Genomic DNA, 20024 nt, shown 5'->3' with positions numbered 1-20024 from the left:
ACCAAGGAATAAAAGAATGAGCAGCAACCCCATCCCGCTTGCACGCATTGGCGCTGCGCTGCGTTTCAGCCCGCCGCTGCGCCGGCCACTGCTGCTTCGCGCGCTACTCCTGCTGACAGGCCTGGCGCTGGCCTTGCTCGGCGGCGCGGCGCGCGCGGCCCCGGAACCGCGCGAAATCGTCGAGATGAACCGCGCCTGGCAGTTCACGCTGGGCGACCCGAAAGGCGCGATGGACGCCGCTTTCGACGACAGCCAGTGGGACCATGCGCACCTGCCGCACTCTTTCAGCATCCCGTATTTCCTCGGCACCCGCTTTTACGTGGGCTACGGCTGGTACCGCAAAACGATAGACGTGCCGGCAACCTGGCGCGGCAAGCGCCTGAACCTGGAGTTCGACGGCGTGTTCCAGGACGCGGAGATCTATGTCAACGGACAAGCCGCGGGCCGCCACCGGGGCGGCTATACCGGCTTCAGCATCGATATCACGCCGCACGTGCGGACCGGCGCCAATACCCTCGCGGTACGGGTCAACAACCTGTGGGACGCCAGGCTGTCGCCACGCGCCGGCGAGCACGTCTTCTCGGGCGGCATCTACCGCGACGTGCGGCTGGTGGTCACCGAGCCGGTGCGCGTGAGCTGGTACGGCACTTTCGTGCGAACGCCGCAGGTGTCGAAGCAGCGCGCCACGCTGGCCATGGAGACCGAAATCGCCAACGCCTCCGCGCAGGCGCGCCCGGTGCTGCTGGTGTCCAAGGTCTACAGCCCGTCCGGCCGGCTGGTCGCCAGCGCCAGCAGCCGGCGCACCGTGCCGGCCGGCGGCAGCGCCACCATCCGCCAGGCGCCGCCGCCCGTCGCCGGGCCGGCGTTGTGGCGCCCGGCCAGCCCGGCGATGTACAGCCTGCGCAGTGAGGTCTATGTCGACGGCAAGCTGGCCGACACCTACACCACGCCGTTCGGCATCCGCTCCATCGAGTGGACTGCGGACCGAGGTTTCTCCCTGAACGGCGAACATCTTTACCTGGTGGGCGCCAATGTGCACCAGGACCAGGCCGGCTGGGGCGACGCCGTGACGCGCACGGGCGCACGGCGCGACGTGAAGCTGATCAAGGACGCTGGCTTCAACTTCATTCGCGGCTCGCACTATCCGCACTCTCCGGCCTTCAGCCAGGCCACCGACGAACTGGGCGTGCTGTTCTGGTCCGAGGCGCCGTTCTGGGGCACAGGCAGCTTCAGCACGGACCTCGGCTGGACCGCGAGCGCCTACCCGCCCAAGCCCGAGGACCGCGCGGAATTCGAGGACAGCGTGCTGGCGCAAAGCGCGGAGATGATACGCATCCACCGCAACCACCCGAGCATCATCGTCTGGAGCAATGGCAACGAGACCTTCTTCAGCGCGCCGGAAGCCATGGGCGCGCTGCGCGAGTTCACCAAGCGCCAGGTGGCCCTGATGCGCAAGCTCGATCCATCCCGGCCAGTGGCCATTGGCGGCGCGCAGCGCGGCGATATCGACAAGCTGGGCGACATCGCCGGCTACAACGGCGACGGCGCCGCGCTGTACCTCAACCCCGGCGTGGCCAGCATGGTCTCCGAGTACGGCTCCACGATAGCCGACCGCCCCGGCGCCTACGAGCCCGGATGGGGCAACCTGAGCGACCCACCCGACCAGCGCGGCAGCAGCGCCGCCTATCCGTGGCGCTACAAGTGGCGCAGCGGCGAAGCGATCTGGGCGGGCTTCGACCACGGTTCCATCGCCTCGATAGAATTCGGTTCTATGGGCATGATCGACTACTTCCGCATCCCGAAGCGCCAGTACTACTGGTACCGCAACCAGTACGCAGGCGTTCCGCCGCCCGTCTGGCCTGTGCCGGGCGTGCCCGCGCGCCTGGACCTGAGCGCCGACAAGACCACCATCCAGGGCACCCAGGGACATGACGACGTGCACCTGCTGGTGACCGTGAAGGACAAGGACGGGCGCGCGCTGAGCGAATCGCCGGACGTGCGGCTGGACATCGAAAGCGGTCCGGGCGCGTTCCCGACCGGCCGCAGCATCACCTTCTCCAGGCAGTCGCTGGTGGCGATCCGCGACGGCCAGGCCGCCATCAGCTTCCGCTCCTACTATGCGGGCAAGACGCGCATCCGCGCCACTTCCCCCGGCATGGCAGGCGCCGTGATCGAGATCGATACCATCGGTCCCGATCCCTACATTGAAGGCAGCAGTCCGCTGGCCAAGCCCATGGCGGTAGCCGCGTATCTGCCGGCCGCGCAGCGCGGCAAGGAAGCGGCCGCCGTCAACGTCAGCCTTAACCGCCCCACGTCAGCCAGCGCCGCCATTGTGGGCAGCTCGGCGCGGCTGGCGAACGATGGCCTGGACAGCACCGCGTGGGAATCCACGGCCGAGCAAGCCACGTGGTCGGTCGACCTGGAAAACATTTACGATGTGCACAGCATCGGCATCGACGGGCCGGCGCCCGGCTCCGCCTTCGTGGTCGAGTCGTCGCTGGACCGGCTGGTCTGGTCGCCGGTGGTCCAGTCCGGCGCGGGGACAGGACCGGCGTCCGGCAAGTACGTACTGACCGGCTTCGCCGCTCCGGTCAAGGCGCGCTTCATGCGCATCCGCTTCGAGCGCTTGCCGCCGGGCGCGGCCGCCGTGGTGAAAGAATTCGAAGTGTACGCCGTGCCGGCCAACTGACACGCGCGCCCTCCCCATCCAACCACTGACAGGAATCTGTAATGAACCCCATACGCACTGCGCTGGCCGCGCTGGTCGCGACTTTGGCAGGCGCGCTGGCAAGCACGCCTGCCGCCGCCGGCGCCCCGGATGCGCTGACCCTGCACTACGACAAGCCGGCGGCCGTGTGGACCGACGCCCTCCCCATCGGCAACGGCAGGCTGGGCGCCATGGTGTTCGGCCGCCCCGAGCAGGAACTGCTGCAGCTGAACGAAGCCACGCTGTGGAGCGGCGGGCCGGTGGGCAGCAACATCAACCCGGGCGCTTTCGAAGCGCTCGGCCAGGTGCGCCGCGCGCTCAGCGGCGCCGACTACGACTCCGCCTACGCGCTGGCGCGCAAGATGCAGGGCCGCTACACGGAAAGCTATCTGCCGCTGGGCGACCTGCTGATCCGGCAGGACCTGCAAGGTGCCGCCACTGCCGGCTACCGGCGCGAGCTGAACATCCGCGACGGCATCGCCACCACCAGCTTCACCGCCAACGGCGTGCAGTACCGGCGCGAAGTGTTCGCCTCCGCCCCGGACCAGGTGATCGTGGTGCGCCTCTCCGCGGACCAGCCGCGCGCGCTCAACCTGGCGCTGGAAACCCGCAGCCAGCTGCGCGCCGACGCCGTGGCGGCAGACGCCATGCTGTCGTTGCGCGGCAAGGCGCCGGCCCATGTCGTTCCCAGCTATGTCAAGTCCGACACCGACCCCGTGGTGCAGGACGATCCGGCCGGCTGCAAGGGCATGCGCTACGAGCTGCTCGTCAAGCCGATGGCGACCGACGGCACGCTGACGGCACAGGACGGCCGCCTGCAAGTGGACGGCGCGACGGAAGTGGTGCTGCTGCTGTCGGCGGCAACCAGCTTCGCAGGCTTCGACCGCTGCCCGGACAGTGCCGGCCAGGACCAGCACGCGCTGGCCGCCGGCCACCTGGAACGCGCGGCGCAGCGCGGCTACGCGGCCCTGCGCGCTGCGCACGTCGCAGACTTCCGCCACTATTTCGACCGCGTGTCGCTGGAACTCGGCCAGGGCCAGCCAGAGCGCAACGCCGTTCCCACCGACCGCCGCCTGGCCGACTACACGGCCGGCCAGTCCGATCCCGGCCTGGAAGCGCTGTACGCGCAGTTCGGCCGCTACCTGCTGATCTCCTCCTCGCGCACCAAGGACGCCCCGGCCAACCTGCAAGGCATCTGGAACCAGCATGTGCGTCCGCCGTGGAGCAGCAACTACACCACCAACATCAACGTGCAGATGAACTACTGGCCGGTTGAAAGCGCCAATCTGGGCGAGCTGTTCTCGCCCATGAACGACTTGATCCGCAACCTGTCCGTCACCGGCAAGGAAACGGCCGCGTCGTTCTACCACGCCCCCGGCTGGGTGGTGCACCACAACTCGGACATCTGGGCCGCCAGCAACCCGGTGGGCGATTTCGGCAAGGGCGATCCCAAATGGGCCAACTGGTCGATGGGCAGCGCGTGGCTGACGCGCCACCTGTGGGAACACTACCAGTTCACCGGCGACCGCGCCTTCCTGAAGGAGTCCTATCCGGTGATGAGGGACGCGGCCCGCTTCCTGCTCGCCTGGCTGCAGCCCGACGCGCAAGGCCGCCTGGTCACGGCGCCGTCCACCTCCCCGGAAAACGCCTTCCGCTACGGCGACGGCAAGACCGGCATCGTCAGCGTCGCCTCCACCATGGATATGGCGATCGCCCGCGACCTGTTCGCCAACCTGGAGGCGGCCGGCCAGGTGCTGGACACCGACCAAGCGTTCCGCGCGGAAGTGAAGGCCGCCGCGCAAAAGCTGTTCCCCTTCCAGATAGGCGCGAAGGGCCAGCTGCTCGAGTGGTACCAGGACTTCGACGAGGTGGAACCGCATCACCGCCATGTGTCCCACCTGTATGCGCTGCACCCGGCGCGCATCATTTCGCCGCTGGCCACGCCGGAGCTGGCCAAGGCCGCCCGCCGCACGCTGGAACTGCGCGGCGACGAGGGCACGGGCTGGAGCCTGGCGTGGAAGGTGAACTTCTGGGCGCGCCTGCTGGACGGCGACCGCGCCTATAAACTGTTCCGAGACCTGCTGCGCCTGACCAGGGAAGGCGACTCGCACGGCGGCGCCTACGCCAACCTGTTCGACGCCCATCCGCCGTTCCAGATCGACGGCAACTTCGCCGGCACGGCCGGCGTGATCGAGATGCTGCTGCAAAGCCAGAACAATGAGCTGCACCTGCTGCCCGCGCTGCCCGCCGCGTGGCGCGACGGCAAAGCGGCAGGCCTGGTCGGGCGCGGCAACTACGTGGTGGGCCTGACCTGGAAAGACGGCAGCCTGCTGGACGCGCGTATCGAGGCCCGCCAGGGCGGCCTGTGCGTGCTCCGCACGGCGGCGCCGGTGACGGTGGACGGCGTCCAGGCCCGCAGCCGGCGCAGCGCCATCGGCTACACCCTGGCCTTCAGCGCGGCCAAGGGGAAAACTTACCTCGTGCGGCGCGCCGCGCAGCGCTGAGCGCCGCGCGGCTGCAGGGCCTGGCCTATTTTCCGGCTTTCACGGCGCGGGCCAGGAAGGTGCGCATCAGGCCGCCGATGGCGGCGCTGTCCTCTTCCAGCGCGAAGTGCCCGGTGTCCAGCAGATGCAGCTCGGCTTTCGGCAAGTCCCGCAGGTAGGGATGGGCGCCGGCGGGCGGGAAGATCTTGTCGTTTTTGCCCCAGACGATCAGCATCGGCGGCTGGTGCTTGCGGAAGTAGGCCTGCCATTCCGGGTAGTGGCCCGGATTGCTGCCGTAGCTGTAGAACATCTCCAGCTGGATGTCCTTGTTGCCGGGACGGTCCATATAGGCCTGGTCGACGGTCCACGCGTCGGGGCTGATGCGCTGCACGTCGCGCACGCCTTCGGTGTATTGCCACTTGGTGGCGGGCAGTTCGAACAGCGGACGAAGCTTGGCGCCGTTGGCCTCGGATTTGTCGGCCCAGAAGGCCTTGGCCGGCACCCAGAATTCGTTGTCGATGCCTTCGTTGTAGGCGTTGCCGTTCTGGACCACGATGGCGGTCACGCGCTCGGGGTGGGCCGCCGCCATGCGGAAGCCGATCGGCGCGCCGTAGTCCTGCACGTACAGCGCGTAGCGCGACACGCCGACCGCTTGCGTGAACTTGTCCACCACGCTGGCCAGGTTGTCGAAGCTGTAGGTGAACTTGTCCATGGGCGGCATGTCGCTCTGGCCGTAGCCGGGGTAGTCCGGCGCGATCACGTGGTAGCGGTCCGCCAGCAGCGGGATCAGGTTGCGGAACATTTGCGACGACGTGGGGAAACCGTGCAGCAGCAACAGCGTCGGCGCATCCTTCGGTCCCGCCTCGCGGTAGAAGATGTTCACGCCGTCGACCTTGACGGTGCGGTAGCTGACGGCAGCGGTACTGGCGACGTTGGCGGCCGCCCTGGTGGCTGCCGGTGCTGGTGCTGCAGGTGCTGCATAAGCGCCATGCACCAGCGCGGCCAGGCTGAGCGCCGCAGCGGCGCGGCGGAGGATGCGATTGGTTTCCACGGTATCCCCCGGTCTCAGAAAGTGAAGACGGTGTAGCCGTCGGCCGAGATCTGCGCGATGCTGGGCAGTCCCGAAGTGCCGGGCACGCTGTTGTCGGTGATCAGGTCGAAGCCGGCTTTCTCCGCTTCCTCGCGGGCGCCGAACACGTCGGCACAGCCGCAGGAGATGCCCACCACTTTGTCTTCCACCGCTTGGTACAGCGCGTGGATGGGATGGCTGTCCGCCGCCAGCACGCCGGGCCAGCGGGTGCCGGTGCCCTGGAAGTAGATGCCCACCTCGGTGCCCTTCTGCTTGAAGTCGTAGGCGGCGGCCAGGCCGTTGAACATGCGGCCCAGGGCCTCTTCGCCGGCTTTGGGATCGGACAGGATGATGATGGCTGCTTTCATGGTGGTTCCCCTTGGTTGGTCGTTCAGCCCGCCGCGTCGTGCAGCGGATGAATCCATTCTAGGCATGAGCAACTGCGAGAGAAACCGTGCTGGAATCAATTGATTATTTCGCTGCGAGTAACAGCCAGCGGCACGTTCAGGTGCGGATGCGCGCGCAGGTGCTCCGCCAGCAGGTCGATGAAATTGCGCACCTTGGACGAACCGAACTTGCTTTCCCGGTGCAGCACATGCACCGGCCAGGGCGCCTCCTCGTACTCGGCCAGGATGATTTTCAGCCGCCCGTCGCGCAGCTGGTCAGCGATCTGGTAGGACAGCAAACGGCAGATGCCCAGCCCGACCACCGCCGCATCGATAGCCGAATCGTTGCTGGTGACCATCAGGCGCGGCTTCATGCGCACCATGGTGGGGTCGTCCACGGCGCCGAACTTCCACTCCACGCGCGGCGAAATGCCGCTGGCCGCGATGATGGTGTGGCGCAGCAGGTCGGCCGGGTGCTGGGGCACGCCATTCTTCGCCAGGTATTCCGGCGAGGCGCACAGCACCCGCCGCACCTGCCCCACCCTCAGCGCCTTCAGGCTGGAATCGGGCAGGTGGCCGATGCGCACCGCCACGTCGATGCCCTCGTCCACCAGGTTGACCACGCGGTCCAGGAAATAGGCCGACACCTCCACTTCCGGATATTTCTCCAGGAAGCGCACGATGCACGGCATGATGAAGGACTTGCCGAACAGCACGGAGGCCGTCACCGACAGATTGCCCTTGGGGGCCGAATTCACGCCGGCCGCCGCCTCGTTGGCCTCGGCAATGCTGGCCAGGATGTTGCGGCTGTCGTCCATATAGCGCCGCCCCGCCTCCGTCATGCGCACATTGCGCGTGGTGCGCAGCAGCAGCTTGACGCCGAGCTGCTCCTCCAGCGCCGACACGGCGCGGGTAATTGCCGCCGGCGACAGGTCCAGCCGCCGCGCCGCCGCAGCGAAACTTTCCTCTTCCCCCACAGCGACGAAGACATTCATCAGGTGGACTTGATCCATTCCTTACTCCAAGCGAAATAGTGATTTGCGTGCGACGCCCATTCTTGTTTAACGGATTATTTCGCACAATAGCATCATCGGCAATCACTGAATTGCTCCGGAAGTCAGCTTCTTACCAAAGGGAGAGCGAAATGAAGGACCACAACAGCTTCCACGCCGGCGAACGCGCGGTGCAGCAAAACGCCGGCGAGACCGCCATCGCGGACCGCAACATCGCGGTGCTGACGGACACCGTCATCGCCGGCGCCCGCCCCTTCATCGCCAAGCAGTTCATGGTGGCGCTGGGCAGCGTGGACCCGGCAGGCCGCGTGTGGGCCTCGCTGGTGTTCGGCAAACCCGGCTTCCTGCACACCGACAGCGGCAGCAGCATCGCGATCGACCTGCCGGACAAGGAGCGCGACCATTCCGATCCGGTATGGGCCAATATCGCCGAACAGCCGGACCTGGGCATGCTGTTCATCGAGCTGGGCTCGCGGCGCCGCTACCGCGTGAACGGGACCGTGCAGCGCCTGGACGGGCGCGGCGCCGAAGTGGCCATCCGCGAGGCCTATCCGAACTGCCCCAAGTACATCCAGCGCCGCCACCTGCGCCAGCTGGGTGAACCTGCGCTGCCGGTGCAGACGGCGCACGGCACGGTATTGCGCGGCACGGTGGAAGGCATCGTCAGGCAGGCCGACACGGTGTTCGTGGCCAGCCGCCACGCCGGCAGCGGCGCGGACGCCTCGCACCGGGGCGGCGCGCCGGGCTTCGTGAAGGTGGTGGACGACACCACCTTGCGCATCCCCGACTACCACGGCAACAGCCTGTTCAACACGCTGGGCAATTTCACGGCCGACCCGCACGCCGGCCTGTGCATCCCGGACTTTGCGCACGGCCAGCTGCTGCAGCTGACCGGCACCGCGTCGGTGCAGTGGGACCAGGATGACCCGGACAACGAGACCGGCGGCACGCGGCGCTACTGGGAGTTCAAGGTGGAGCAATGGATACTGCGCGACACGCCGCAGCAGCTGGAATGGGAGTACCTGGATGCCTCCCCGTTCAACCCGGCGCCGTCAGCCTGAGGCCGCGACCATGAACCATATCATCGCCAGCGTGGCCGCGCACAGCGCCGCCGTCAAGGAATTCCAGATCCGCCGCAAGGACGGCGCGCCGCTGCCGGACTGGCAGCCCGGCGCGCACATCGTGCTGCGCTTCACGGCGGCCGACGGCAGCACCTTCGAGAACCACTATTCGCTGGTCGGTGCGCCGGGCGCAGCGCACGTCTACCGCATCGCCGTGCAGCGCGAGGAACACGGCAAAGGCGGCTCGCGCTGCCTGCACGACGAGTTCGGCCCCGGCAGCGAAGTCGAGATGAGCGGACCGTTCAACAGCTTCCCGCTGCAAGCGCCCGCACCGCTGCCGGCGGCCAAGGACGCAGCGGCGGCAAGCCGGGCGGCGGCTGAGGCAAAAGCCGCCGCGCCGCGCGTGCTGCTGATCGCGGGCGGGATCGGCATCACGCCGCTGGTGTCCATGGCGCACGCACTGGCGGCGCAGCAGCGGCCGTTCGAACTGCACTATCTGGCCCGCAGCGCGGACCGGCTGGTACTGCTGGACGAGTTGCGCGCCTTGCCGCATGCCACCATCTGGCTGCACGTGTCGCAGGAAGGCAGGCGCGCCGACCTGGAGGCGCTGCTGGGCACCCACCGCGCCGGCGACAGCTTCTACGCCTGCGGCCCGGCGGCGCTGCTGCAAAGCCTGGCCGACACCGGCGCGCGGCTGGGCTGGCCCGCCGCCGCCATGCACGTCGAGAGCTTCGGCCCGCGCGCGCAGCAGGACGACGCCCCGCTCACGGTGGAACTGTCGCTGTCGCAGATGACGATAGAAGTAGCGCCCGGCACGCCGATCCTGGAGGCGCTGATCGCGGCCGACGTCTTCGTATCCTACGAATGCAAGCGCGGAGAATGCGGCAGCTGCTACACGCCGGTGCTGGAAGGCCAGCCGCTGCACCGCGACGTGTGCCTGACACCGGCCATGCGCAGCGCAGGCATGTGCACCTGCGTGTCGTGGGCGGCCGCGCCCGGGCGCCTGGTGCTGGAGCTGTAGGCGCGGCCGGGCGATGCGGCTTGGTTGCCGGGCGCTTAGCGCACGCCCTGGTACATCAGGCCGCTGTCATTGAGGCCGAACTTGAACTTCTTGTTCATCTCGATGATCTCCGCGCCGGCCAGCAGCGCCGGGCCGTAGCCGTGGGCCGCTTTCACGCTGGTTGGACGGTAGGAATAGAACGCCGGGTCGAACGCCATGCCGGTGCCGACGCAGATGCCTTCGATCTGGCCGTTGGCGGTGACCTTGCTGGCCACCGCGTTCCAGGCCAGGTTGGCCATCGGCCCGTACATCTGCGCGTCCACGTAGCCGCGGTTGACGGCGCGGGCGATGGCGTAGGCGTAGATGGCGGTGGCGGACGTCTCCTGGTAGGTGTCCGGGCGGTCGATCAGCTGGTGCCAGAAGCCGTCACGGGTCTGGTAGGAGGCCAGGCCCTTGATGTGGGCGCGCAGTTGCTCCTGCACGGCGCCGTACTGCTTGTGGTTCTTCGGCAGCACTTCCAGGATCTCCACCATCGACATCACGGCCCAGCCGTTGGCGCGCGCCCAGTGCATCTCTGGATGGTCGCGCAGGCCTTCCACGTAGCCGTGCATATAGATGCCCAGCTTGGGATTGAACATGCGCTTGGAGAACTGCAGCACCTGTTTGGCCGCGTCGTCGAAGTGCTTGCGGTCGCCGCTCACGGCGCCCAGGTAGGCCATGGTCGGCACGCCCATGAACATGTCGTCCAGCCACAGCGTATCCTGCAGCGGACGCATTTTCACGCCGCCCTTGCCGTCCGGGCCACCGCGCGCCAGCGTGCCGTCCTTCAGGCGGTATTCCTTCTTGGTGACGAAGTCGCCGCAGATGCCTATCATCTGGCCGTAATCGACCGGCGAGCCGCCCAGCTTGGCCTTCATGAAGCTGTGGCACAGCGCGCCCGCGTCATCCAGCGCGTGCGGGTTCAGGAAGCTCTTGATCGGCGCGTGCGAATTCTTGGGATCGGCCTGCACCACCGGATAGTAGGTTTTGGTGAGCTGGGACAGCAGCTGGTGGCGCTTGACCGTGTAGGCGGTGTAGCGCTTGTCGCCGGTGGCGGCGCCCGCGGCCAGCATGCCCAGGTAGGTAACGCCCCATTCATAGCTGGTCAGGCGGAAGTCGCCCGGCTTGAGCACCGCGTCCGGATCGGCGCGGGTCAGGTCGGTCACGGGCGCGCCGCTGCTCTTGCTGATCAGTTCAGCCGGCGTGGTGCGGTCCAGGTAGTCGAACACGCGGTCCAGCACCGCCTTCACCTCGCCCGCCTCCATGGCGCGGTACGGGGTGGGATAGGTCACCGTCAGCGCGTGCAGCATGGCGTCGGCGGCGGCCGGCCCCTTTTCCTGCGGCGGCGGCGCTTCCTGGGCGGATACGGTCAGCGCCAGCGGGAACAGGCCGGCGACCAGCGCGCCGGTTACACAGCGGCGCAGCTTCGGGGCATTCATTGATACGTCTCCTTGGTCGAATCTTGTCGAATAATTGTTGCCAAACATGGCCATAAGGATATTCGACAAAGATTGATTGGAATGATCAATATTGTGACTAAAGATCCGTTGGCCGATCAAGCGCGATCCCGCCCTACTTCGCAGCCTTGCCGCGATAGTAATCCGCCAGCACGCCAAAAGCCTGCTTGCGCACCCCGGTTTCGGACAGCAGGCCCTTGCGGTTCCAGCCGTTCTGGAATACCGGGTGCTCGCGGCGCGGCGACTGGAAGTCCTTCAGTATCCACGGCGACATGCCGGCCAGCGTTGGCATGGCGTCGGCCATGGCCAGCGTCTTGCGGTAGTACTCGGTCTGGTACTCCTCGGTGAACTTCTTGTTGCCGTCGTTGCGGTAGCCGGCCAGCGCGTCGGCGCCGAACTCGGACAGGATCAGCGGCCGGTCCGGCGGCACCTGCCATTTCAGCCCGGGCAGCGCGTCCAGCGTGTCGCTGCCGTACCAGCCGGCGTAGGTGTTCACCGCCAGCACGTCCAGCTTGCCGGCCAGCGGATCGTCGATGGCGGTCACGTCTTCGCCGTTGACCTTGCGGCGCTCCACCAGCAGGGCCGCGCTGACCAGGCGGGTGGGATCGAGGGCGCGCACATTGTCGGCCATGGCGCTGTGGAAGCGCGTGCGCGGCGCGGACACCGGCGTTTCGTTCCCCACGCTCCACATCACCACCGAAGCGCGGCTGCGGTCGCGGTAGATGGCTTCGGCCTGCATGGCCAGCGCCTTGCGCAGCACGGCCGGGTTGTCCCAGTCCACGCTCCAGTAGACCGGAATCTCGCTCCACACCAGCAGGCCCATCTCGTCGGCCAGGCGCAGCGTCACTTCCGAGTGCGGATAGTGGGACAGGCGCACATAGTTGGCGTTCAGGCCGTGCTTGATCTCGTGCAGCAGCGCGCGCGCAGCCGGCTCGGTCATGTTGCGCGCCGGGTTGGGGCCGAACTCCTCCTCGTGCAGCGAAATCCCGCGCAGGAAGATGGGTTTGCCGTTCAACAGGATCTGCCTGCCCTTGACGGCGATGGTGCGGAAGCCGATGCGGTCGCGCACGGCGTCGCCGGCGGCCGCGTAGCGCACGTCGTACAGCCTGGGGCTATCCGGCGACCAGCGCTGCAGGCCGGCCGGCGCGGCGATGTCGAACACGGCGCGGCCGCCGGCGTCGGTCACGGCGCTGGCCGTGGCCAGTCCGGCTATCGTCACGTTCACGTTCTGGCGCGCCGCCTGCGGCCCTTGCAGGCGCAGCTCGCCGGCGATGCGCCCGTCCGGCTTCAGGCTCAGGGTGGCGTCGTCGATGAAGGTGGCCGGCGTGTAGACCAGCCGCACCGGGCGCGTGATGCCGCCGTACAGGTCCCAGTCGGTGATGACGGTCGGGATGGTCTGGGCGTCGTGGCTGGAGTCCACGCCCACCGACAGGCGGTTGCCGCCTTCGCGCAGCGCGTCCGTCACTTCCAGCACGAAGGGCGTGAAGCCGCCCTCATGGCGGCCGATCTCCTTGCCGTTCAGGTAGACATAGGCGCGGTAGTTCACCGCCTCGAAGCGCAGGAAGGCGCGCCCGCCGTTAAGCGGCTTGGACTGGAACTTGCGCTGGAACCAGACCAGGCCGTCGTAATAGCGCAGCTCGGGCCTGGCCGCGTTCCAGGCGCCGGGCACCGCCATGGCCGGCCCCCGGTCCAGGTCGAACTCGAAGAAGTCGGTGCCGCCCTGCGCTTCCAGGGCCGCGACGTCCAGGTCGCGGTAGCGCTGCATGCGCGACTTGGCAACCCAGCCGTTGATGTCGTTCAGGCCCGTGCGGTACAGGTCTTTCGAGTACGTCCATTGCCCGGACAGGTCCTGCGTATCGCGCGACGGCGAAGCGGTCAGCAGGAAGGCCGGGCGCAGGTCCTCGGCGGAGGCGGCGATGCCGGCCGCGCCCCAGCAGGCGGCGGCGATCAGGAAGGTGAGGAATTTTTTCACGTTGTCAGAACTCGTACTTTACGCGCAGGCCGAAGTAGCGCTCGGAATTGCGCGGCAGTGCCTGCGTCAGCACGTGCGCGCCGCTGTAGAAGTTGAAATTATCGCCGATGAAGGCGGCGTAGCTCTTGTCGAACAGGTTGTTCACGTACAGCGTCACCTTCACCGCCTGCGACGGCGAGTTGAGCGCGATGCTGCCGTTGACGATGCCGTACGCCTTCTGCACCAGCAGCGGATTGTTGCCCAGGTCGAAATTCACCGCCGACTGGTGCTGGTAATTGAGGTTGGCGATACCGCTGTAGCCGCCCTCGCCCAGCGGGAAATTGTAGGTGGCGCCCAGGTTCAGCTTCAGGCGCGGCGAGTTGGCCAGCCGCTTGCCCGCCAGGTCCTGCACGGACGCGGTGCCGATGCGCACGCAGCCCTCGGCCACGGTCTGGCCCGGATAGCAGTTGGCGCGCGGGTACTTCTTGATCACCGCGTCCACGTAAGCCACCGAACCTTCCAGCAGCAGCGTGTTGACCGGCTTGGCCGCCACTTCCAGCTCCACGCCGCGCGTGCGCAGCTCGCCGACGTTGGTGAGCGCGTTCTGGGTCAGGTTGGTCACCGGATCGAGGCGGCTGGACTGGGCCTGGAAGTCCTCGTAGTCGGCGTGGAAGGCGGTGGCGTTCACTTGCAGGCGGTTTTGCAGGAAGCGGCTCTTCAGGCCCAGCTCATACGATTTGGACGTCTCCGGCGCAACCGGCAGGCGCACGCGCGACGCGTCGAAGCCGGAGGAAATGTCGTAGCCCGCGCCCTTGTAGCCGGTGGCGAAGGAGCCGAACACCATCACCGCCTTGTCCAGGTCATGCTGCAGCGCCAGCTTGCCCGTCACGGCGTTGTCGCTGCTCTTGCCGGTATACGTGAGCGGCGTGGCCGGCACGCGGTTGACGTAGTAGACATCGATGGTTTCGCGGTTGAAGCGCAAGCCGGCGTTCACGCGGGTGGCGGGCGCGAGCTGGTAATCCATCTGGGTGAAGGCGGCGATAGTCTTGTTGCCGGCGCGGGAATCGAAGCTGGACACGGACAGCTGCGGCCCGCGCGTGAAGGCGCGCGCATTGGTGGCGTCCGCGTAGTACAGGCCGCCGAGGTAGTTGAACACGCCCTCGCCGTTGGAGGCCAGGCGCAGCTCCTGGGTGAACATGTGCGAGCTGTACGGGCCGCCCTGCGTGACGCCGCCGTGGCGCGCGCCGTTGGAGAGCGCGCCCACCAGGTCCACGGTGCTGCCGTCGTAGTCGGTCAGCAGGTCGTAGTTCCAGTTCTGGTAGGTGCTCACGGAAGTGAGCGTGTGGCGGTCCAGCTTCCAGTTCAGGGTGCCGCTCAGGCTACTGTTTTCGCTGTCGGCGTAGCCGGGGTCGTCCATGCGCACGTTGCGGTTTTCCGCGCCGGGCGTAATGCCGGACAGGGCCGGCTCCAGCGGCGCCACGTTCTGCTGCCTGGCGCCGGCGGGCACCACGCGCAAGGTGGTGACGGGGCCTTCCGTATGGCGCTTGCTGTAGTCGGCAATCAGCTTGCCCTGCAGGGCGGCGGACGGCTTGAAATCGAGGCGCAGGCGCACACCCTTGCTGGTGTCGCCGTTCAGGTCCGCGCCCGTGGCCAGGTTCTTGATTTCGCCGTCGCGCTGGCCGGCGTAGGCGTTCAGGCGGAAGCCCGCCTTGTCGCTCAGCGGGCCGGACAGGCCGGTTTCGACGCGGCGTTCGCGGTCGCTGGTGAGCGTGAACTGCACGTGCCCTTCGCGCTCCTCGGCCGATTCCTTGGTGACGATGTTGATGACGCCGGCCGACGAGTTCTTGCCGAACAGCGTGCCCTGCGGCCCGCGCAGCACTTCCACGCGGGCGATGTCGCTCAGGTTGGAGAACGCTTGCAGCTGCTGCAGCACGGGCACGTCGTCCACGATCACCGAGACCGCCGATTCAATGCCGATGCTGTAGGCGAAGGTGCCGATGCCGCGCAGGGAGATGTTGTTGTTATTCGGATTCTGGTTGATGGTGAGCGCCGGCGACACGCGGGTCAGGTCGCTGAAGTCCACCAGCTGCTGGTTCTCGATGGCGCGCGCATCGATGGTGCTGACGGCCACCGGCACGTTCTGCATGGACTGCGGGCGCTTTTGCGCGGTCACTACCACGCTCTGCAAGCCTTCCTCGGGCTTGGCGGCGCTCTCCTGGGCCAGCGCCGGCGCCCCCCATGGCCATCAGCGCGGCCGCGTGGGCGATGGCTGTCATGGCAGGACGGTAGCGGTGAAGGGGAAAAATCATGGGTGGTCTCCGTTGTTGGCTGATCCGCGAGGCGGCATTCATTGTTTTAGAACACTAATATATTAGTTCAGAAACATGAGTGTCGCCGTGCTGGAACAATCAACTTGTTGACTGCTTGCGGGCCACACGGCTGGGGGCGGACCGCCGGTCCTCCCCCGCTCCACCCGAAAAACGGATCAGCCGAAGGTAAACGCGTAGGCTTCGGCGCCCTTGTCCAGGAAGCGGATTTCAAAGCGGCGCTGGCGCACCTTGCCGGTCTGGCGCACCAGCTGGTACAGGCGCGTGGCGGTGATGACGCCGTTGCCTTCCGCGTCGATATCGGCGCCGTGGTCCGCGCCCGGCGGCTGGCCGTCTAGCGTGACCTTGATGCGCACGCTGGCGCCGGCCTTGCCCGGTCCCAGCACCAGGTGCAGGTCGCGCGCGCTGAAGCGGTGCGCCACGGCGGCATCGGGCTGCACCGCCATCGCGCTCTCGGCGCCGACGGTCCACTGCCCGGAAAGGCCCCACTCATTCAGCTGCAGCGCGCCCACCGAGTACTGCTGCGGACGGTCCTCGCGCACCCGCTCCGGCGAACGGAAATTGGCGGCCTGGCGGTAGCCGATGTAGGCTTCGCCGGAACCGAGGCGCTCCAGGTCCGGCTGCATCTGCTCGGCCGGCGTGGGCGGATTCACCAGGCCGCTGTCCACCGGCTTGCCGCTGGCCTCGGCCAGCAGCGACTGGATGGCGCGTTCCATCTTGTCGTAATTGCCTTCGCCGAATTGCTTGTAGCGGATCTTGCCGTTGGCGTCCACCAGGTAGTAGGCCGGCCAGTAGCGGTTGCCCCAGGCTTGCCAGATGCTCTGGTTGCTGTCCACGGCGATGGGGAAGTCGATCTGGAAGCGGCCGACGGCGGCATTCACATTGGTCAGGTCCTGCTCGAACTTGAACTCGGGGGTGTGCACGCCCACCACGGCCAGGCCCTGGTCCTTGTACTTGCCGGCCCAGGCGCGCACGTAGGGCACGGTGCGGATGCAGTTGATGCAGGAATAGGTCCAGAAGTCCACCAGCACCACTTTGCCGCGCAGCTGCCTTACCGTCAGCGGCGCCGAATTGAGCCAGGTGACGGCGCCGTCGAAGCCGGGTGCCGTGCCCTCCACGGGCAAGGGGCTGCGGTATGGTGCGGCGGGCGCCGCCGGTGCTGCTGCGGCGGCGCCCGCCACCAGGATGCTTGCCAGGGTCAGGGAAATACGTGTCATCTGCGTGCCTCGTCCAGGGAAGTTGTTGATGTATGGATTACACCGTTTCCCTGTGTCGGGCAGATGTCGGGAAGCGTTCCCAGTGTATCCCGGCTCGGGCCGGACACACTGGGATACATTTCGCCCCGGGGCCGCCTCAGTGACGCCGGCGGCGGCGGCGCGCCAGCATCAGGCCCATGGCGGCCGCGCCGAACAGCGCCAGCGACGGCGGCTCGGGAACCACCATGTCGTCCATGGCCCACTGGGTGCCGCTGCTGTTGTAGATCACCAGCGTGTCGATGCCGGACCAGTCCAGCTGCACCCACAAGGGCGTGACGGTGTCGATCACGAAGGGCTGCGCCGTGGAATGCAGCAGCTCGCCGTTCAGGTAGCCCTCGAACGCGAGTTCCTGCTCCAGCCAGGCGGAAGTGAAGTAGGCGCCCACGAAGTCGAAGGCGCCCGCCCCCGCCTTCGAGATCGCCACCGTGCCGCCGTCGCGGTTGTAGGCGGCATTGGCCTGCGACACCGTGCCCGCCTCGTAGCCGCTGCCCGGGAAGGCATCCGAACGGATGGCGCCCATATTGTCCCAGACCAGCCCTTGGTAGCCGCTGGCGATGGCTTCTGTGAAGTCGCCGGACAGCTCGTCGAAGTTGATCACGCCGGCGTGCGACGCGGCGCAGCAGGCGCCCAGCAACACGGACAGCAGCATTTTTTTCAGCATCGTCGTCATTTCTCGTCCTTCTTCAGTGTGCGAGACTGGAAATTTCGGCGTCGCTCAAGGCCGTGCCGTAGATGCGCAAATCGTCCATCGAGCCTTTGTAGGGCGTGTCCCACCAGTTCACGCCGAGCGCAAACACGCCGCTGGTGGTGGTGAACACATTGGGGAAATTCACGCCGCTGTAGCGCTTCACGCCGTTGACGTAGACGCCGACGGCGCCGTTGTTGACGGCGAGCGCCACGTGCGACCACTGCCCCGCCGGGATGGTCATGCCCAGGCCCGCGTCGTACCAGGCCGTGCCGGACCAGAGCATGCTTGCGCCGCCCACGCCGTCATGCCCTTTCGGCAGGAAGCTGATCCACGCATCGCCGTTGCGGGCGCCGAAGAAGGTGGTGGTGAAAGCCGTCAGCTGCGCCGGCTTGAGCCACATGGCCACCGTGTAGTTGTTGGTCGAGATCAGGCCGTTCGGCAAGCGCACGCCGGTGGCGCCGTTAAACACGGCGGCGCTGCCCTTCATGCCCGCCTCGTAGGCCAGGCTGCCGCCGGGCACGTCGATCTTGCCGCCGATGACGCTGCCCGCGCCGAAGGCGCCGGTGGCATCGGCCAGGCTGCCGTCGAACGTGTAATGGGCCAGCATGCCGCCGATCTTGCGGACGGTGACGGTGAAGCTCTTGACCATGCGCGCCGTGCCCTTGGTGATGGTGGCCGTCAGCGTGAGGGTAACGTCGCCGGCCGGGCTGGTGACCACGCCGGTATTGCTCAACACCGAGGGATTGGACGATGACCAGCTGATGACCGCGTCGCGCGCGCCCACCGTCGGCAGCGCCAGGTTGCCGGTGACGGCACTGGTGTTGCCCAGACTGAGTTCGTTGTAGATGGCCGTCACCACCTGCGCGTCGGTGCGCGGCACCAGGCGGCTGCCCATGATGGAGACGCCTTCGCGCGAAGTGGCGGAGAACGTCATCACGTAGTTCTTCGAGGTTTCGTCCCACTGGCTGAGGAACACGCCCTTGAACGGCGAGAAACCGGGCAGGCTGACCTCGATGCGGTTGGTCTCCACCAGCTTCCAGGTGCCGGAAGCGGCGCCGCTGATGGTGCCGTTGGTGTTGAGGGTAATCAGCCGGGACTTCTTGATGTTGGCCGAAATGTCCTTGGCGTGGTTGACGAACATATAGTCGCCGAGGACGAACTCGCGCCGCACGGCCACCAGGGTTTCATTGGTGTTGCGGTACGGCGCCACCACCGGCCAGCCGTCGGCGTTCATGAACATCTGGTGCACGCGCACCTCGTGCTGTTCGCCGCGCTCCGGGAAGCGGCTGTGGAAAATCAGGAAGTGCTTGCCGGTGGCCGCGTCGTAATAGGCCGAGTTGTGGCCGGCCGACACGTAGCCGGTGCCGATGCCCGTGCCGGCCTCGCCCAGCCTGCGCTCGAACAGGAAGTTGCCCATGATTTTCACGCCGTAGGGCGCGATCGATGCGTCGTCGAACAGCGGCTTGGCGGGGTCCGCCTTCACGTTGGCCATGCTCACGCCCTGCGCGTCCACATAGGGGCCGTCCGGCGAGGTGGCGCGCGCCACCCGCATGTTGTAGCCGCCGGAGGCGTCCAGCCCGCCGAAGGAGGTGAACAGGTAGTAGTACTGCGTGGCGGGGCTGTACATCACGTACGCGCCTTCGATGCGGGCGTGGTTGCCGCCGACAAGGCGCTTGCCGTAGCCCTGCCCCGGCAGCGGCATGCCGTTGGCAGGATTCATCTGCATGATGAAGATGCCGCCGGAGTAGGAGCCGTAGACCATCCACAGCCGGCCGCCGTTATCGAAGAACACATTCGGGTCGACGGTGTTGGGATGCTTGAGCGCGTCGTACACGGTGCCGTCGTAGCTGGCCTGGCCCCACATGCCGGACTTCAGGATCACGCCCTTGTTCACGTACGGGCCTTCGATATTGTCCGCCACGGCGATGCCCAGGGCCGAGCGCGGCGAGTCGCCCTTGCAAGCGTTGTAGTACATGTAGTACTTGCCGTCTGCGAGGCGGATCACGTCCGGCGCCCACAGCGTGGAAGTCTGCGCCCAGCTGAATGTTTCGGCCAGCTCGGTGTACACATTGCTGGCGCCGTTCAGGAACAGCTTGTTGGTGGCGCTGACGGAATCCGTGATCTGCTGCCAGCGCATCAGGTCCGTCGACTTGGCCGAGGCCAGGTGGGAACCGAATACATAGTAGGTGCCGCCCGACTTGATCACCGAGGGGTCGTGCACGGAGACGTTCTGGAACGTCACGGGTGTGTAGGCTGCCTGCGCATTGGCATGCGTTGCGTTGGCGGACAGCAGGGTAGAAGCCAACAGGGCGCACGCGCCCCATAGCGGGATGGTCTTGCTCATCAAGGTCTCCGGTCTGTTATCGTTTTTTTGAGCCGTGTTCGGCCGAAAGCACGATATCGCACGCGAAATTCGACGTCCAATGACGTTTTCCGCCACCTCGATATCCAAACGGATATCAGCCGCGCTGCATACGCCGGCCCGTTCGCTCCGCGCACGAAAGGCAAATGAAAGACTCGCTGAGGCATAGTGGCAGCCATCCGGCGCTGGAGCGCCATATAAGCTGCCGCCGGCAGCACTTACAGT

At 67.0% G+C, this 20024-nt stretch carries 13 protein-coding genes; 4 read left to right on the top strand and 9 right to left on the bottom strand.

What is annotated here, in order from left to right; translation table 11 throughout:
- Positions 1 to 16: 16 nt before the first annotated feature.
- Positions 17 to 2689, top strand: a complete 2673-nt coding sequence (locus ACFJI2_RS06695; RefSeq protein ID WP_377704299.1) for a glycoside hydrolase family 2 TIM barrel-domain containing protein — start codon at positions 17 to 19, stop codon at positions 2687 to 2689.
- Between the two features lie 41 nt (positions 2690 to 2730).
- Positions 2731 to 5211, top strand: a complete 2481-nt coding sequence (locus tag ACFJI2_RS06690; RefSeq protein WP_377704298.1) for a glycoside hydrolase N-terminal domain-containing protein — start codon at positions 2731 to 2733, stop codon at positions 5209 to 5211.
- A gap of 25 nt (positions 5212 to 5236) precedes the next feature.
- On the opposite strand, the gene ACFJI2_RS06685 is transcribed toward ACFJI2_RS06690, so the two are convergent.
- From ACFJI2_RS06685 to ACFJI2_RS06675, 3 genes are all read right to left on the bottom strand, one after another.
- Positions 5237 to 6241, bottom strand: coding sequence for an alpha/beta fold hydrolase (locus tag ACFJI2_RS06685; RefSeq protein WP_377704297.1), 1005 nt, complete (start codon positions 6239 to 6241; stop codon positions 5237 to 5239).
- Between the two features lie 14 nt (positions 6242 to 6255).
- A complete protein-coding gene (locus ACFJI2_RS06680) occupies positions 6256 to 6627 on the bottom strand; it encodes a DsrE family protein (RefSeq protein WP_377704296.1) in 372 nt (123 codons plus the stop codon).
- A gap of 95 nt (positions 6628 to 6722) precedes the next feature.
- Entirely contained in the window at positions 6723 to 7658 is a 936-nt protein-coding gene (locus ACFJI2_RS06675) for a LysR family transcriptional regulator (RefSeq protein WP_377704295.1), read from the bottom strand.
- A gap of 131 nt (positions 7659 to 7789) precedes the next feature.
- Here ACFJI2_RS06675 and ACFJI2_RS06670 point away from each other — a divergent pair, with 131 nt between their 5' ends.
- Both ACFJI2_RS06670 and ACFJI2_RS06665 read left to right on the top strand, forming a co-directional pair.
- Positions 7790 to 8719, top strand: coding sequence for a pyridoxamine 5'-phosphate oxidase family protein (locus ACFJI2_RS06670; protein WP_377704294.1), 930 nt, complete (start codon positions 7790 to 7792; stop codon positions 8717 to 8719).
- A 10-nt stretch (positions 8720 to 8729) separates the two neighbouring features.
- A complete protein-coding gene (locus tag ACFJI2_RS06665) occupies positions 8730 to 9740 on the top strand; it encodes a PDR/VanB family oxidoreductase (protein ID WP_377704293.1) in 1011 nt (336 codons plus the stop codon).
- A 35-nt stretch (positions 9741 to 9775) separates the two neighbouring features.
- On the opposite strand, the gene ACFJI2_RS06660 is transcribed toward ACFJI2_RS06665, so the two are convergent.
- The 6 genes from ACFJI2_RS06660 to ACFJI2_RS06635 form a co-directional block, all read right to left on the bottom strand.
- Positions 9776 to 11197, bottom strand: coding sequence for a glycoside hydrolase family 105 protein (locus tag ACFJI2_RS06660; protein ID WP_377704292.1), 1422 nt, complete (start codon positions 11195 to 11197; stop codon positions 9776 to 9778).
- 133 nt (positions 11198 to 11330) lie between these two features.
- Complete coding sequence (locus ACFJI2_RS06655) at positions 11331 to 13187, bottom strand: glycoside hydrolase family 2 protein (protein ID WP_377704291.1); 1857 nt, start codon at positions 13185 to 13187, stop codon at positions 11331 to 11333.
- A gap of 4 nt (positions 13188 to 13191) precedes the next feature.
- Positions 13192 to 15345: a TonB-dependent receptor gene (locus ACFJI2_RS06650; protein ID WP_377705804.1), complete on the bottom strand. Its 2154-nt coding sequence runs from the start codon at positions 15343 to 15345 to the stop codon at positions 13192 to 13194.
- Between the two features lie 306 nt (positions 15346 to 15651).
- Entirely contained in the window at positions 15652 to 16710 is a 1059-nt protein-coding gene (locus ACFJI2_RS06645; RefSeq protein ID WP_377704290.1) for a thioredoxin family protein, read from the bottom strand.
- A gap of 136 nt (positions 16711 to 16846) precedes the next feature.
- Entirely contained in the window at positions 16847 to 17419 is a 573-nt protein-coding gene (locus ACFJI2_RS06640) for a PEP-CTERM sorting domain-containing protein (protein ID WP_377704289.1), read from the bottom strand.
- 13 nt (positions 17420 to 17432) lie between these two features.
- Complete coding sequence (locus ACFJI2_RS06635; protein ID WP_377704288.1) at positions 17433 to 19781, bottom strand: family 43 glycosylhydrolase; 2349 nt, start codon at positions 19779 to 19781, stop codon at positions 17433 to 17435.
- Between the last annotated feature and the right edge of the window lie 243 nt (positions 19782 to 20024).

The sequence above is a fragment of the Pseudoduganella sp. UC29_71 genome (assembly GCF_042693265.1).
Taxonomy (GTDB): Bacteria; Pseudomonadota; Gammaproteobacteria; order Burkholderiales; family Burkholderiaceae_D; genus Rugamonas.
Note: the sequence above shows the minus strand (reverse complement) of the source record. Positions and strands in the feature narration are given on the sequence as shown.